This window comes from Enterobacter kobei (genome assembly GCF_001729765.1).
In the GTDB taxonomy this organism is placed as follows: Bacteria; Pseudomonadota; Gammaproteobacteria; order Enterobacterales; family Enterobacteriaceae; genus Enterobacter; species Enterobacter kobei.
Genome location: NZ_CP017181.1, coordinates 854,471 through 868,537, shown reverse-complemented (window position 1 = coordinate 868,537; position 14,067 = coordinate 854,471). Strand labels below are relative to the sequence as shown.

13 protein-coding genes, 1 tRNA gene and 1 pseudogene are annotated in these 14,067 nt (G+C 55.2%); 3 read left to right on the top strand and 12 right to left on the bottom strand.

Annotation, left to right across the window (positions count from 1 at the left end):
* Positions 1 to 5 precede the first annotated feature (5 nt).
* The 8 genes from BFV64_RS04105 to dnaQ form a co-directional block, all read right to left on the bottom strand.
* Entirely contained in the window at positions 6 to 881 is an 876-nt protein-coding gene (locus BFV64_RS04105; RefSeq protein ID WP_032637422.1) for an ABC transporter permease, read from the bottom strand.
* A gap of 2 nt (positions 882 to 883) precedes the next feature.
* Positions 884 to 1,825, bottom strand: coding sequence for an ABC transporter permease (locus BFV64_RS04100; protein ID WP_047027768.1), 942 nt, complete (start codon positions 1,823 to 1,825; stop codon positions 884 to 886).
* An 18-nt stretch (positions 1,826 to 1,843) separates the two neighbouring features.
* On the bottom strand, positions 1,844 to 3,358 hold the full coding sequence (locus BFV64_RS04095) for an ABC transporter substrate-binding protein (protein ID WP_014882665.1): 1,515 nt from the start codon (positions 3,356 to 3,358) through the stop codon (positions 1,844 to 1,846).
* Positions 3,359 to 3,360: 2 nt separating this feature from the next.
* Positions 3,361 to 4,443, bottom strand: coding sequence for an ABC transporter ATP-binding protein (locus BFV64_RS04090; RefSeq protein WP_023332156.1), 1,083 nt, complete (start codon positions 4,441 to 4,443; stop codon positions 3,361 to 3,363).
* Positions 4,440 to 5,453 carry an ABC transporter ATP-binding protein gene (locus BFV64_RS04085; RefSeq protein ID WP_014882663.1) on the bottom strand — a complete coding sequence of 338 codons (1,014 nt, stop codon included), beginning with the start codon at positions 5,451 to 5,453 and terminating at the stop codon, positions 4,440 to 4,442. Before BFV64_RS04085 ends, BFV64_RS04090 begins: the two co-directional genes overlap by 4 nt.
* Positions 5,450 to 6,169, bottom strand: coding sequence for a FadR/GntR family transcriptional regulator (locus BFV64_RS04080; RefSeq protein WP_014882662.1), 720 nt, complete (start codon positions 6,167 to 6,169; stop codon positions 5,450 to 5,452). Before BFV64_RS04080 ends, BFV64_RS04085 begins: the two co-directional genes overlap by 4 nt.
* A gap of 379 nt (positions 6,170 to 6,548) precedes the next feature.
* A tRNA-Asp gene (locus tag BFV64_RS04075) sits at positions 6,549 to 6,625 on the bottom strand.
* Between the two features lie 132 nt (positions 6,626 to 6,757).
* Entirely contained in the window at positions 6,758 to 7,489 is a 732-nt protein-coding gene (dnaQ, locus tag BFV64_RS04070; RefSeq protein WP_032629739.1) for a DNA polymerase III subunit epsilon, read from the bottom strand.
* On the opposite strand from dnaQ, the pseudogene rnhA reads away from it, so the two are divergent.
* A pseudogene (gene rnhA / locus BFV64_RS04065) lies at positions 7,443 to 8,020 on the top strand (ribonuclease HI). The gene dnaQ and the pseudogene rnhA sit on opposite strands and share 47 nt — an antisense overlap.
* Here rnhA and BFV64_RS04060 read toward each other — a convergent pair.
* Positions 8,021 to 8,737: a class I SAM-dependent methyltransferase gene (locus tag BFV64_RS04060; RefSeq protein ID WP_014882659.1), complete on the bottom strand. Its 717-nt coding sequence runs from the start codon at positions 8,735 to 8,737 to the stop codon at positions 8,021 to 8,023.
* A gap of 32 nt (positions 8,738 to 8,769) precedes the next feature.
* Between BFV64_RS04060 and gloB the strand changes: the two genes are divergently transcribed.
* Positions 8,770 to 9,528 carry a hydroxyacylglutathione hydrolase gene (gloB, locus tag BFV64_RS04055; protein ID WP_045134676.1) on the top strand — a complete coding sequence of 253 codons (759 nt, stop codon included), beginning with the start codon at positions 8,770 to 8,772 and terminating at the stop codon, positions 9,526 to 9,528.
* Positions 9,529 to 9,596: 68 nt separating this feature from the next.
* Positions 9,597 to 10,961 carry a murein transglycosylase D gene (gene mltD / locus BFV64_RS04050; RefSeq protein WP_045134675.1) on the top strand — a complete coding sequence of 455 codons (1,365 nt, stop codon included), beginning with the start codon at positions 9,597 to 9,599 and terminating at the stop codon, positions 10,959 to 10,961.
* 52 nt (positions 10,962 to 11,013) lie between these two features.
* Here mltD and BFV64_RS04045 read toward each other — a convergent pair whose 3' ends face one another.
* From BFV64_RS04045 to BFV64_RS04035, 3 genes are all read right to left on the bottom strand, one after another.
* Complete coding sequence (locus BFV64_RS04045; protein WP_045134674.1) at positions 11,014 to 11,787, bottom strand: class I SAM-dependent methyltransferase; 774 nt, start codon at positions 11,785 to 11,787, stop codon at positions 11,014 to 11,016.
* Positions 11,788 to 11,863: 76 nt separating this feature from the next.
* Entirely contained in the window at positions 11,864 to 12,664 is an 801-nt protein-coding gene (locus BFV64_RS04040; protein ID WP_014882655.1) for an endonuclease/exonuclease/phosphatase family protein, read from the bottom strand.
* A 135-nt stretch (positions 12,665 to 12,799) separates the two neighbouring features.
* Positions 12,800 to 13,975: an MFS transporter gene (locus BFV64_RS04035; protein WP_023332149.1), complete on the bottom strand. Its 1,176-nt coding sequence runs from the start codon at positions 13,973 to 13,975 to the stop codon at positions 12,800 to 12,802.
* Positions 13,976 to 14,067 lie beyond the last annotated feature (92 nt).

The window sequence follows — 14,067 nt, the reverse complement described above, 5'->3', positions numbered from 1 at the left end:
ACTCCTTAGTCGTGGCGCGGATCGAGCGCATCGCGCAGCCCGTCGCCAAGTAAATTAAAGCCCTGCACGGCAAGGAAAATTGCCACGCCGGGGAAAACGGACATCCACGGCGCCTGCTCAAGAAAACCTTTCGCGGTGTTGAGCATTGACCCCCAGGACGGATTGGGCGGCTGCTGCCCCAACCCTAAAAACGACAGGCTGGCTTCGGCGATAATCGCCGAGGCAATCGCCAGCGTGGCCTGCACCAGGATCGGTGACATCACGTTGGGCAGCACGTATTTGATGATGATCCAGCGATCCGGCAGGCCAATCGCCCGCGCGCCGTCGATGTACTCTTCGTTGCGGATGGCGATCACCTGCCCACGCGTCAGACGGGCGAAGATCGGCATCGCGGAAAGGCCAATGGCGATCATCGCGTTGGTCAGGCTTGGGCCTAAAAATGCCCCCAGCGCGATCGCCATGATCAGAAACGGGCAGGCCAGCAGCGCTTCAATGAAGCGCGAGATCACCCCATCCCACATCTTCTGGAAATACCCCGCTACCAGCCCCAGCGGCACGCCGATCGCTACCGCGATAACGACCGACATACAGCCCGCCATCAGCGAGGTTCTCGCCCCCCAGATAATGCGGGATAAAATGTCGCGCCCCAGCTCGTCGGTGCCGAACCAGTACATTGCCGACGGCGCTTTACGCACCGCGAGGAAGTTGGCTTTGACCGGGTCGAACGGGGCAATCCACGGCGCCAGTAGCGCCACCAGCACAAAGAAGCCCACCACCACCGCGCCAATCACCGCACTTTTATTGGCGAGGAATTTCTTTAGCACCCGGTTTTGCGCGCGCGGCAGCGCGGGCACAGCGGTTTGCGTCGTCAGTTCCGCCATGGTTAACCTCGCATTTTCGGGTTGATAAGAACGTAGAGCACGTCAGCCAGCAGGTTGAGCAGCAGGAAGCCGATCGCCACGATCAGCACCACGCCCTGCACCACCGCGTAGTCTCGGTTAAATACCGAATCGACGATCATCTTGCCGAAGCCGGGAATGGTGAAGACCTGCTCGGTCAGCACCGCACCGCCCAGAAGCTCACCAAACAGCAGCGTCGTAAGGGTGATCACCGGCACCAGCGCATTGCGAAACGCGTGCTTTAAGATCACCGCTTTCGGCAGTAATCCTTTCGCGCGCGCGGTGCGGATGTAATCCGCTTTCAGGACCGCAATCATCGATGCTCGGGTATGGCGCATCAGCGTCGCCGCCAGCCCTGTTCCGAGAACGGCTGCGGGCAGCAGCAGCGTGCGCAGGTTTTGCACCGGATCCTCACTGAACGGTACATAGCCGGACGCGGGAAGCCACTGCAGGTTCACCGAGAAGACCAGAATCAGCAGGATCCCCAGCCAGAAATGGGGGATCGAGATCCCCGAGATCGCCACAAAGTTCGCCCCGTGATCGACCCAACTGTTTTTGTTCACTGCCGCGAGGATCCCCATGCTAATGCCAAATACCAGCGCGATAATCATCGCCAGCAGCGACAGCTCCAGCGTCACAGGCAGCTTACTGGCAATCAGCTGCGTCACCGGTTCGTGCGTGCGTAAGGAGACCCCCAGGTCGCCCTGCAATGCGCGCGATAACCAGTTGAAATACTGCACAGGAATGGGCGCATCCAGATTGAGCTCAGCACGCAACTGGGCGATAACCGCCGGATCGCGCTCCTCCCCGGCCATGGCGATCAGCGGGTCGCCGGGCAGCAGTTTTTGCAGGCCAAACACCATCATGCTCACCAGCAGCAGGGTCGGGATGGCCAGCAGCAGACGTTTGCAAATCAGTTCCAGCATGGGTTCTCCTCAGGACGTTTATTTCGCCAGCGTCAAACCCGCCAGACGCACGATGCCGTCCGGGTAAGGCTTAAAGCCCTGCACGCGCTTGTTCAGACCAAAAATGCGCGGCTCGAAGTAGAGGTAGGCAATCGGCATGTCGGTTTGCAGCTGTTTCACCACCTTGTCATACAGCGGCTGGCGTGCGGCCTGGTCGGTGCTCTGGCGCGCCTGAGTCAGCCATTCGTCGACCTGCGCGTTGCTGTAGCGTCCGTCATTCAGAGTGCCTTTGCTATGGACAAAGCCGTAGATGCTGCCGTCCGGGTCCGGGCGGCCCGACCAGCCGGAGAAACTGAGCTGATAATCACCACTCTGCTGACGATCCAGCAGCGTCGCGAATTCGGTCATCTGCAGGTTGAGCGTGAAGCCGGCCTCGGCAACCATTGCCTGCAGAACCTGACCCACCTGCTGCGAGGTCGGGTTGTTCGGCACCAGCAGGTTGACGGTCAGCGGCGTGGTGACGCCTGCCGCTTTGAGCAGCGCTTTGGCTTTATCGACGTCACGGGGCGGAACCGGCAGATTGACGTGATACGGGCTCACCGTGGAAAACGCCTGGTTTGCCGGCGTGTATAGCCCTTCAAAGACCACCTGATTTAGCGCATCACGGTCGATGGCCTGAGAAAATGCCTCGCGTACGCGGGCATCTCTGAACGGATCGTTCGCCGGGACCTTGCCGTTATTGATGTTGAAGGTAATGCCCTGGTAACCCAGACCAGTTACCTTCGCCAGCGCCAGCTTGCTGTCGGCTTCAACGGTTTTAACGTCGCTGGCCGCAATGCCTTCGGTCAGGTCGAGATCGCCTGCCCGCAGGTTCGCGAGGCGCACGGAGGCGTCCGGGATCGGCAGATAGATAATTTTGTCGAAGTGGTAGGCGTCTTTATTCCAGTAATTGTCGAAGCGAGTCAGAACAATGCGGTCCTGGGACACGCGGCTGTCAAACTTATAAGGACCGGAACAGACCGGATGGGCGGCAAAGTCAGGCTTTTTCGCCGCGTCGGGTGCCATCATCGCGCCCGCGCGGTCAGTCAGCTGCATCAGCAGCGCGGCGTCAGGGGTTTTCAGGTGCAGCGCAATCTGCATCGGACCGGTGACCTCTACCGATTCCACCGAGGAGATCTCGCTTTTGCGCAGGGAGCCTTTTAGGGTCAACGCACGGTCGAGGTTGTATTTCGCAGCAGCGGCGTCGAATTTCTCGCCGTCATGGAAGGTCACCCCCTCACGGAGATCCATGGTCAGCGTTTTGCCGTCATCGCTCCAGGCCCACGACTTCGCCAGACCTGGCACCACTTTCAGATGTTCGTCGACATCCACCAGCCTGTCGCACAGGGAAGCAAAGACAAAGCGGCCATAGTAGGTGCGCGCCAGATGCGGGTCGAGCATGTCCGGGTCAGCTCCCAGACCAATTCGCAGCACGCTTTCAGAATGGGCGGGCAGCGCCGCGCCAAGCAACATAACACTTCCCAGTACGGTCAAAAGAGAATTACGCATTGTCATTATCATGAGTTCCTTGAAGGAAGGGAGGAGTGAGTGGCCGCGTGTTCAAACAGCGCGCGGCGGCGCAGAAAAGCTGCGGATGGCGGTGCTATCTGAATAACACTGCGATCGCGATTGATGTCCTGCCAGCGGTGACAGGCAACCTGACGTCCACCGTCCAGCACCTGATTAATCGGCTCAACCTGACGGCATTCATCGGTAACATACGGGCAGCGGGTATGGAAACGGCAGCCGGATGGAGGGCTCGCCGGGTTCGGCAGATCCCCCTGCAGCAGCGGTGCGTCGCGTTCAATGCCCGGCTGCATCTGTGGTGCCGAGGCGATCAGTGCCTGGGTATAAGGGTGCAGCGGGGCGTCAAAGATCTCGTCGACGGTCGCAAGTTCAACGATTTGCCCGAGATACATGACCGCCACGCGGTCGCTCATATGGCGAATTACCGCCAGGCCGTGGGCAACGATCACCATCGTCAGCCCGAGCTGGTGCTTCAGGCTTTCCAGCAAATTGACGACCTGCGCCTGGACGGAAACATCCAGCGCAGAGACGGGTTCATCGCCAAGCAACAGTTTTGGTCCCGAGGCCAGCGCGCGCGCAATGCCGATACGCTGGCGCTGGCCGCCGGAAAACTCGTGCGGATAGCGCCCGGACCAGGCGGCAGGCAGGCCAACGGTTTTGAGGAGTTCGGCGACGCGATACTGTCGGTCGGCTTTCTTCATATTCTGGTGCAGCCACAGCGGCTCACCGACGATCTGCTCCACCGTCATGCGCGGGTTCAGCGAGGCAAACGGATCCTGGAAAATAATTTGCAGCTCACGCCGGAGCTGGTTCAGACGGGCGCCCGAGGCGTCGGTAATCTCCTCACCCTGGTAAAACACGCGCCCTTCACTGGCGGCGAGCAGGCGCAGCAGCAGACGCCCAAGGGTGGATTTGCCGGAGCCAGACTCGCCGACAATTGCCAGCGTTTCACCCGGCATCACGGCAAGCGAAACGCGATCGACCGCCGTAACAAACCGGGCCGGTGAAAAGAGTTTTTTCGGACCAGGGAAGCGCTTGCTGAGGTCGCGGGCTTCAAGAATTGGCGTAGTCATGCGGTCTCTCCCAGGGCAATGTGGTGTTCGAGCGGCACGCGGAAGCAGGCGACCTGATGACCCGCGCCGAGCGTGTTGAGCGGCGGTTTTTCATCATGGCAGCGAGACTGCGCAAACGGGCAGCGCGTCGCAAAACGACAGCCTTTCGGCATGGATTCCGGGAGCGGGACCGACCCGGGAATGGTGGAGAGCTGGCCTTTACGTGCGCCCAGCGAAGGGATTGAGCCCATCAGGCCGATGGTGTACGGGTGCTGCGGGTCGGCAAAGATGGCCTCGACGCTCCCCTGCTCCACCACCTGCCCGGCATACATTACCGCCACCTGCTGGGCGACTTCGGCCACCACGCCTAAATCGTGGGTGATCATCAGGACCGCCGTGCCGGTTTCTTCTTTGAGGGTGTTGAGCAAGGTGAGGATTTGCGCCTGGATGGTGACGTCGAGCGCGGTAGTCGGTTCATCGGCAATCAGTAATTTAGGATGGTTGATCAGCGCCATGGCAATCATCACACGCTGGCGCATACCGCCGGAAAGCTGATGCGGGTAAGCCTTGAGGCGCATCTCCGCCGCGGGGATCTGTACCTTCTCCAGGATCTGCAGCGCGACCTTCATCGCCTCTGTGCGGGAAACGCTCTGGTGACGCATGACCGCTTCACTGAGCTGATCGCCTAATGTGAAAGCGGGATTGAGCGAGGTCATCGGCTCCTGGAAAATCATCGCCAGCTCGCTGCCGCGCAAATCGGCATAGTCCCGCGGCGAGAGCTTTCGCAGATCGTGACGGCGAAACTGCATTTCTCCGCTGACAATCTGCGCGCTGGCGGGCAGTAATCCCATCAGCGCCAGTGAGGTGATACTTTTCCCGCAGCCGGACTCTCCCACCAGCGCCAGCGTCTCGCCTGCTTTGACCGTCAGGGAAATACCGTCCAGTACGCTAACCGGCGAGCCGGAAAATTTAACGTTGAGATTATTCAGCCGAAGTACAGGCGTGGTGTCCTTAAACGGGATCGTCGTCATAGCGTGAAGTCGTCCTCAAGGTGGATCGCCTGAATCAGGGCGGTTTGCAGGCTAAGCAGGTGTTCGCGCATGGCGGCAGCTGCTTCATTAGGCTGGCGATGGATAATCGCAGACATGATCTTGTGATGGTGGTCGTTATAGCTGTCGACACGTTCGGGCGTGCGGGCTAATTCACGCAGATGCTGCCAGCCCGGTTCGCGCCGCACGGCATCAATCGCGTCAAACAGGCCGAGCATCAGGCGGTTGCCCGCAGCCTCGGCAATAGCGCGGTGAAAGGCGCTATCCCATAGTTCGTTGAGATCGCGGTCATCCGGGCTGACCTTGTCGATGCGTTCCAGCATGCGCTGCATGAGCGCGAGGTTTTCCCTGGTGGCACGCAGTGCCGCAAGCCGGGCTAAGCCGGGTTCGAGCTGTAGACGAGCTTCCATAACTTCCAGCAGGTTGGTTTGCTGAACCAATCCCTGAAGCGCCAGCGGTTCAACAGGGGCAGCGGGACCAATAAAGGTGCCTTTACCCTGTTTACGCCAGATCCGTCCTTCCTCTTCCAGCACATCCAGCGCGCGACGCACTTCGCGTCGTCCTACGCCGAGAGTTTCCGACAGCTCACGTTCCGTGGGCAGCGGAGTGCCTGGTGTTGACTCATGCTGGTTGATAAGCCCGCGCAACTGCTCAAGCGCGGTACTGGAATTGGCCAGAAACCGTGACGGTTTTTCCATATTGGTTCGCTCGCTATCATCATTATTTTCTTTTTATTAACGATAAGTTATTGATATGGCATGAACCTTATCGTGCTAATGATTAAGCAATAACCGAACCAATTATTTATTGGTTCAAAAACTTTCACGATATCCACTGTAAGCGAATGATTTCATGAAAATTATTTTTACAAAGCGACACAGTCTGATTAAGGCCAAAAAGTGGCTGGGCGAAAGAATGCACAAACAAAGTGCAAATAACGCACTAATGCTGTGCAAATGTTAATTAATTGCACCACATAAATTAACATTTTGTTAATGAAAAGAAAGGGGGATAAAAGACAAAGGCTGTTGAAACGACGAAGGCCTGAATCATTTCTGATTCAGGCCTTCTGAATAGTGGCGGAACGGACGGGACTCGAACCCGCGACCCCCTGCGTGACAGGCAGGTATTCTAACCGACTGAACTACCGCTCCACTGTTCCCGTTTGGGGAACGAGGCGCATATTACGGTGTGCCTCCGATCTCGTCAACGCTTTTTCTCACGTTTTGAATCGTTTGCTGCAAAAATCGCCCAACCGATGATTTTACAGACATCATGGCGTTTTTTCAGGCGCGCCACATACAGCTGCCGCCCTTCTTCTGTACCAGATCGAGACGGGATTCATGGTTAAGTAACTCTTCATCACTGGCTAAAACAACCCGTAAACGACTTGCCTGACGAACCACGCGCTGGATGCCCGCTTCGCCCTGCGCCTGCTGCGACTCATTTTCCATGCTGAATTTCATCGACGTCTGACCGCCCGTCATCGCCAGATAGACATCAGCCAGAATCTGGGCATCGAGAAGTGCCCCGTGCAGCGTTCGCTTGGTGTTGTCTATTTCATAACGTGAACAGAGTGCATCGAGGCTGTTACGCTTGCCGGGAAACATCTTCCTCGCCAGCGCCAGGCTATCGGTCACTTTGCAGAAGGTATTGGTTTTCGGAATATCGCGATGGAGCTTACTAAACTCATAGTCCATAAAGCCGATATCGAACGACGCGTTATGGATGATTAACTCAGCGCCTTTGATGTAGTCGAGAAACTCGTCTGCCACCTCAGCGAAGGTCGGTTTATCCAGCAAGAACTCATCGGCAATACCGTGAACGCCAAACGCTTCTGGATCCACCAGCCGATCGGGTTTGAGGTAGACGTGGAAGTTGTTCCCCGTAAGACGACGGTTCACCACTTCAACGGCACCGATCTCAATGATCTTGTGCCCTTCGTAGTGCGCGCCGATCTGGTTCATACCGGTGGTTTCGGTATCGAGGACAATCTGGCGAGTAATTGCAGTGCTCATAGCGGTCATTTATGTCAGACTTATCGTTTAACTGAACGTTTCAATACAGGAAGTCTACCAGAGATGCGTAAACAGGTAGAAATTTTCACCGATGGATCTTGTCTCGGGAACCCAGGCCCCGGCGGCTACGGTGCGATTATGCGCTATCGTCAGCATGAGAAAACTTTTAGCGAAGGGTATTTCCTGACCACCAACAACCGTATGGAGTTGATGGCGGCCATTGTGGCGCTGGAAGCCTTAAAAGAACACTGCGACGTGGTGTTGAGTACGGATAGCCAGTACGTGCGACAGGGTATCACCCAGTGGATCCACAACTGGAAAAAACGCGGCTGGAAAACTGCAGATAAGAAGCCCGTGAAGAACGTCGATCTCTGGAAGCGCCTTGATGCGGCACTGGGCCAGCACGAGATTAAGTGGGAGTGGGTTAAAGGCCACGCCGGCCACCCGGAAAACGAGCGCTGCGATGAACTGGCGCGCGCGGCGGCCTCAAATCCGGCCCATGAGGATACTGGCTACCAGCCTGAATCCTGATCAGGGTTTTCTGTACTGCCGCGTTGCGCCAACGGTCTGGCGGATGGGCGTTTTCGATTTGCTCTGCTTCATGGGGTTAAGCGTCAGAGGGATGGTTCGCTTACGCGCGACGATAAACTGCATGCAGCCTAATGCGGGCAAATGCGTACTCAATAAAACTCCCCCCTGACGTGCCCACGGCAGTACCTGAAAACCGCCATAGTTGAGCACTTCAAAGTTGAGCAGTGACAGCCAGTCGAGCTGGCGCATCATGGTGAACATCCGGCTGTTATAGGGTGGCGTTCGGCGCAATACAGGCACCAGCTTACGTAACCCCATCAGACTCAGCGGATTAAAACCGCTGAGTATCAGCCAGCCGTCATCAATCAGCACGCGATCGGCTTCACGCAGCATACGATGAGGATCGCTGCACCAGGGCAGCGCGTGGGCAAGAAGACACGCATCTACGGATTTTTCCGCAAACGGCAGATGCAATGGGTCAGCCTTCACCTGAACCGGCGATCCGCCGAGAGAGACATTGACCTGATGTGAGATGGCGCAGCTTTCGGTATTGATTTCTGCGCTGAGATTGCCAATCTTAAGCAGGTGAAAGCCATACATTTTCGCGAGCCAGGGCTTCAGCTGTTGCTCAAGCGCCTCGCGATAGTATTCACCCCAGGGCAATTCCGCCCAACGTTCCGGTGCTGCGACAGTCTGAGGTATCCTTGCCGGTTTCATCAAAACACCCGCCACGCTATAAGAGGTAATGTATGAATCTTATCAGTATTCCTGCTTTTCAGGACAATTACATCTGGGTTTTGGTCGATAACGATCGTCGATGCGTCATTGTCGATCCCGGCGAATCCGCCCCTGTGCTTGATGCAATAAAGGAGAACGGCTGGCAGCCAGAAGCCATTCTGTTGACGCACCATCATAACGATCACACTGGCGGCGTGCCGGAACTGAGCGCTCATTTTCCGCATCTTGTGGTTTACGGACCGGCTGAGACACAAGATAAGGGAACGACGCAAGTAGTCCAGGAGGGCGAAAATATCCACATCCGTGAGTGGGAGTTTTCCGTATTTGCTACGCCAGGTCACACTTTGGGACATCTGTGTTTCTACAGTAAACCTTATCTTTTTTGTGGCGACACCCTCTTCTCAGGCGGTTGCGGAAGACTTTTTGAAGGCACACCAGAACAGATGTATCAGTCTTTACAAAAGATTAGTGCTTTACCCGATGACACACTTATTTGTTGTGCCCATGAGTATACATTAGGGAATATGAAGTTTGCGGAGAGCCTCTTACCCGAGGATCGGGCGATTCAGGATTATTATCACAAAGTGAAGGAGTTACGTGCAAAAAACCAAAATACACTACCCGCAATTCTGAAAAATGAGCGCCGAATTAATTTATTTCTGCGAACAGATGATATTGATTTAATTAATAAAATTAACCAAGAAACAAATTTGCAACAACCAGAACAGCGATTTGCATGGTTAAGGTCAAAGAAAGATAACTTCAGATAAATGCGGGTTGCCTTTTCAAAATTTCGCCGTTATCATCGCTCGTCTTTTAAGCAACTATTGACACACACATGAAGGCAAAAGCGATATTACTCGCCTCTGTCCTGCTTGTAGGTTGCCAGTCGCAGAACGGCAGCAACGTACAACAGCACGCACAGAGCCTTTCTGCAGCTGGTCAAGGGGAAGCAGGGAAGTTTACAAGTTCGGCGCGCTGGATGGACGATGGGACATCTTTCGCGCAGGAGCAAGACTTGTGGACCTCTATTGGCGACGAGCTAAAGATGGGAATTCCGGAAAACAGCCGGATTCGCGAACAGAAGCAGAAGTATTTAAGAAATAAGAGCTATCTCCACGATGTAACGTTACGGGCAGAGCCGTATATGTACTGGATAGCCGGGCAAGTTAAGAAACGTAACATGCCTATGGAGCTGGTACTCCTACCCATAGTGGAGAGCGCTTTTGACCCACACGCGACGTCTGGCGCCAATGCCGCAGGCATTTGGCAGATCATTCCGAGCACCGGGCGAAACTATGGTCTGAAACAGACCCGCAACTATGATGCGCGTCGGGATGTTGTCGCTTCAACGACAGCCGCTCTCGACATGATGCAACGTCTGAATAAGATGTTTGACGGCGACTGGCTGTTAACGGTCGCAGCGTATAATAGTGGCGAGGGTCGTGTACTGAAGGCAATGAAAGCGAATAAAGCACGGGGTAAATCCACCGATTTTTGGTCGCTCTCACTGCCACAGGAAACGAAGATTTACGTACCGAAGATGCTGGCCTTGAGCGATATTCTCAAGAACAGCAAGCGTTACGGTGTACAACTGCCAACACCAGACGAAAGTCGTGCACTGGCGCGCGTTCGCCTCAGCAACCCTGTGGATATTCAACAGGTTGCTGATATGACGGGTATGTCGGTAAGTAAACTTAAAACCTTTAATGCAGGCGTTAAAGGCTCAACGCTGGGGGCTAGCGGCCCGCAGTATGTGATGGTTCCGCAGAAACATGCTGAGCAATTGCGTGAGTCTTTAGCATCGGGTGAGATTGCCGCCGTTCAGTCAACGCTGATCGCCGATGCTTCATCCGTTAACAGCCGCAGCTATAAGGTGCGTTCAGGTGATACGCTTTCTGGCATTGCATCACGTCTTGGCGTGACGGCGAAAGATCTGCAGCAGTGGAATGATCTGCGCAGCTCAGGTCTGAAAGTGGGTCAAACTCTGACGGTAGGCGCAGGTAGCAGCGCACAGCGTCTCGCCAGCAACAGCGATAGCATCACTTATCGCGTACGCAAAGGCGATTCACTGTCCAGTATCGCAAAACGACATGGCGTGAACATCAAAGATGTAATGCGCTGGAACAATGATACTGACAATCTGAAACCAGGCGACCAGTTGACGTTGTTTGTGAAGAACAGCGCCACGCCAGACTCCTGATTACACGATCGAAAGATAAAAAGGCACCGATTCCCCTCGGTGCCTTTTTTGTTTATCCCGCTTTTTGCGCTTCAGCCATGATGGTATCGCTGGTAAACGATCCATCCTCCTGCAATTCAAAGTACGCTTTTACCTCAGCAGAGGCACTCTCCTGATAGAGGCGAATCGCCTGACTTAATGCTTCCGGGGTACGCATACGGGCAATCCACGAAGGGTATTCCAGCGGCAAACGGTCTGTTGTTAACGTTCGGGTAATCAACCCCGCTTCAGTGATAAGCGATAACCACTCTCCGCTGGAGTAGTTTTGTACATGGGAAGTATCACGCAGCGCTTCTACTGTCTGCAGCCAGATATCGCGCACCGGATGCCCGGGAGACATCACATCCATAATAATGAAGATCCCGCCCGGCTTCAGGACACGTTTGACTTCACGTAACGCCTGGCCGACATCATGCCAGTGGTGCGCGGAATAACGGCTAATCACCACCTCAAACGAGGCATCATCAAACGGTAAGGACTCGGCGTACCCCTGGCGCGTATCCACGTTGCTCAACCCTTTCGCCTTCGCCGCCTCAGCAATAACATCCAGCATCTGACTGGATAAGTCATACGCGGTGACCTTCGCCACCTGCTGCGCAGCCGTAAAGCTGGCATGCCCTGCCCCACAGCCTAAATCCAGCACGTGCGCCTGCGGGAATGCTGCCAGACGTTCGCCGAGACGCAGCAGGTCACGACCTGAAGCATGCACGGCGCTGGTCAGATAGGCATTTGCCTGGGAGCCAAACTGTTTTTCTACGTTGTCATGATGGGAGTGTGTTGTTGTCATCGTACTGTCCTTTGTTGGTTAAAAATAAAAGGGCAGCACCCGCGCAGGCCTGCCCCACGGCAGACCTGACACACCATTATTTATCAGGTTTGCCGGGACTGAATTCGACTAGTAGAGGGTTGTGATCGGAGGCGCGCGTGACCAGAACAGAGGCATCATGCACGCTCAGACCACGATAGAAGACAAAATCGAGAGGTCGACCAAAGGCTTTTTTACGCTGATCGTCACTAAAACGGACTTCACGCAGAGACATTTCACGCGCAAAGCGATACAGCGCATTCATGCGCGGACGACTCCAGGCATTGAAATCACCGGCCATAATGATAGGCCCGCTGTGGTGGGCAATTTGATCGCCAATGGGAAGTAACTGCTTACTGTACACATCCACGCCCAGGCTGAAATTTACCGCGTGGATGTTCACCACCATCAGCATCCGGGTATCCGGCAGCGGATAGACGGTCACCAGCGCCGATTTCGCCAGACGCAGTATAGGCTCGCGCTCACGCAGCGGGCAGCAGTAAACCGGGTGTGCTGAAGAGAGGGTCATCACGCCTGAAGGATGTTGCGGCAGGACAAACGCCGGCACCTGGTCGGCAGCAAGATAGTTCGTTGTGGCAAACCGAACCAGTTCAGGTGTGGTTTGCGCCTCCTGAAGCAGAACCAGATGAGCATCTTTACCAAAATTCTTGAGTACCGATAACCACTCCGCACGCTGCTGCTTAAAGATATTCCAGACCAGTACCCGAATTTTGTCATCGCTGCTTAACGGTGTCCCTGCGGGTAATGCCTGGCTTATGCTCGCAAACGACCCCGGAGGCAAGATCCTCTCCGCGGGCATTCCGGCAACATAACGCATGGCATAGGTATTTTTTCGCACTTTTGGAAACGGCCTCTGTAACATGAACCAGCCCGAAAACGGACTGGTTCTAATGTTATAGGGACTTTAGGTCACACTTTCAACGCAATTTCTGAGAAACCGCTTTCCAGTTTTGTAAGCAAGCACTTACTGATGTTATCCCAGTGCTACGCGAGTAGGTTTATCGAGGCGGCCACTCAGCCCTATCAGCAGGAAAGCGACAAGGACGATCACCGCACCAATCCAGGGAGTCTGGGTTAATCCAAAGTGTTCGACGGTTTGTCCGCCAATAATGGAGCCCAGCGCGATCCCAATATTGAACGCGGCAATGTTCAGTCCGGATGCCACATCCACGGCGTTTGGCGTATAGAGCTCCGCTTTCTGAACAACATAAACCTGAAGCCCGGGCACGTTGCCAAAAGCGAAGACACCCATTACCAGTACCGTGATCAGTGCGGCGTATTGCATGGACGCCGTGAACTGGAATATCAACAGCAGAACCACCAGGGCGGCGAAGATAAATTTCAGCGCCGGAACCGCACCATGTTTATCTGCAAGCTTGCCGCCCCAGATATTGCCAATCGCCACGGAAATACCGTATCCCAGCAAAATCCAGCTCACGGCACTCGGGGAGAAGCCTGCCAGGTCCTGCATCATCGGTGCCAGGAAGGTGAAGGCGGTAAATACGCCTCCATAGCCCAGAGCCGTGACCGCGTAGATGATCAGCAAACGCGGATGGGTAAGCACCTTTAGCTGATCGCTCAGGCTGGCGCTGGCCCGGCCTGGAATAGTCGACGGTACCAGCAGCAGGCTAGCAACAAGGGCAATAACCCCCAATAAGGAGACGGCCAGAAACGTCTCACGCCAGCCGAAGTGCTGTCCGATAAACGTGCCTAGCGGCACACCCGTAACGAGTGCGACGGTCAGTCCACCAAACATGATCGCAATAGCTGAGGCTGCTTTCTCTTTGGGGACCAGGCTGGTTGCAATAGTGGAACCAATTGAGAAGAACACGCCGTGTGCAAGGCCGGTCAACAGACGGGCAATTACCAGGGTGGTGTAGTCCGGTGCCTGCCAGGCCAGAATGTTACCGGCGGTGAACAACACCATCAACGCAACTAACAGCTGCTTACGCGGAAAACGTCCGGTCAGAGCCGTCAGCACAGGCGCACCGACGGCGACGCCCAGGGCGTAGATTGACACCAGCAATCCGGCGGAAGGCAGCGAGATCGCAAGCTGGTTAGCAATGGTGGGAACCAGTCCCACGATAACAAATTCGGTCGTGCCAATTGCAAAGGCACTGATCGTCAGGGCAAGTAGCGCCAGTGGCATAAAATACTCCGTATCATCAGGATTAAGATGACAGGCAGTATGCGCCAGTGCTTAAATAACAAAAATGGTCAAAATATCAATAGAATTTTGCA

Excerpts from the sequence above, each read along its gene's own strand:
- BFV64_RS04060 (WP_014882659.1), bottom strand. The coding sequence starts at position 8,737 with ATGAAACCGGCAAGGATACCTCAGACTGTCGCAGCACCGGAACGTTGG.
- BFV64_RS04105 (WP_032637422.1), bottom strand. The coding sequence starts at position 881 with ATGGCGGAACTGACGACGCAAACCGCTGTGCCCGCGCTGCCGCGCGCG.
- BFV64_RS04035 (WP_023332149.1), bottom strand. The coding sequence starts at position 13,975 with ATGCCACTGGCGCTACTTGCCCTGACGATCAGTGCCTTTGCAATTGGC.
- gloB (WP_045134676.1), top strand. The coding sequence starts at position 8,770 with ATGAATCTTATCAGTATTCCTGCTTTTCAGGACAATTACATCTGGGTT.
- BFV64_RS04095 (WP_014882665.1), bottom strand. The coding sequence starts at position 3,358 with ATGACAATGCGTAATTCTCTTTTGACCGTACTGGGAAGTGTTATGTTG.
- BFV64_RS04100 (WP_047027768.1), bottom strand. The coding sequence starts at position 1,825 with ATGCTGGAACTGATTTGCAAACGTCTGCTGCTGGCCATCCCGACCCTG.
- BFV64_RS04080 (WP_014882662.1), bottom strand. The coding sequence starts at position 6,169 with ATGGAAAAACCGTCACGGTTTCTGGCCAATTCCAGTACCGCGCTTGAG.
- dnaQ (WP_032629739.1), bottom strand. The coding sequence starts at position 7,489 with ATGAGCACTGCAATTACTCGCCAGATTGTCCTCGATACCGAAACCACC.
- mltD (WP_045134675.1), top strand. The coding sequence starts at position 9,597 with ATGAAGGCAAAAGCGATATTACTCGCCTCTGTCCTGCTTGTAGGTTGC.
- BFV64_RS04045 (WP_045134674.1), bottom strand. The coding sequence starts at position 11,787 with ATGACAACAACACACTCCCATCATGACAACGTAGAAAAACAGTTTGGC.
- BFV64_RS04090 (WP_023332156.1), bottom strand. The coding sequence starts at position 4,443 with ATGACTACGCCAATTCTTGAAGCCCGCGACCTCAGCAAGCGCTTCCCT.
- BFV64_RS04085 (WP_014882663.1), bottom strand. The coding sequence starts at position 5,453 with ATGACGACGATCCCGTTTAAGGACACCACGCCTGTACTTCGGCTGAAT.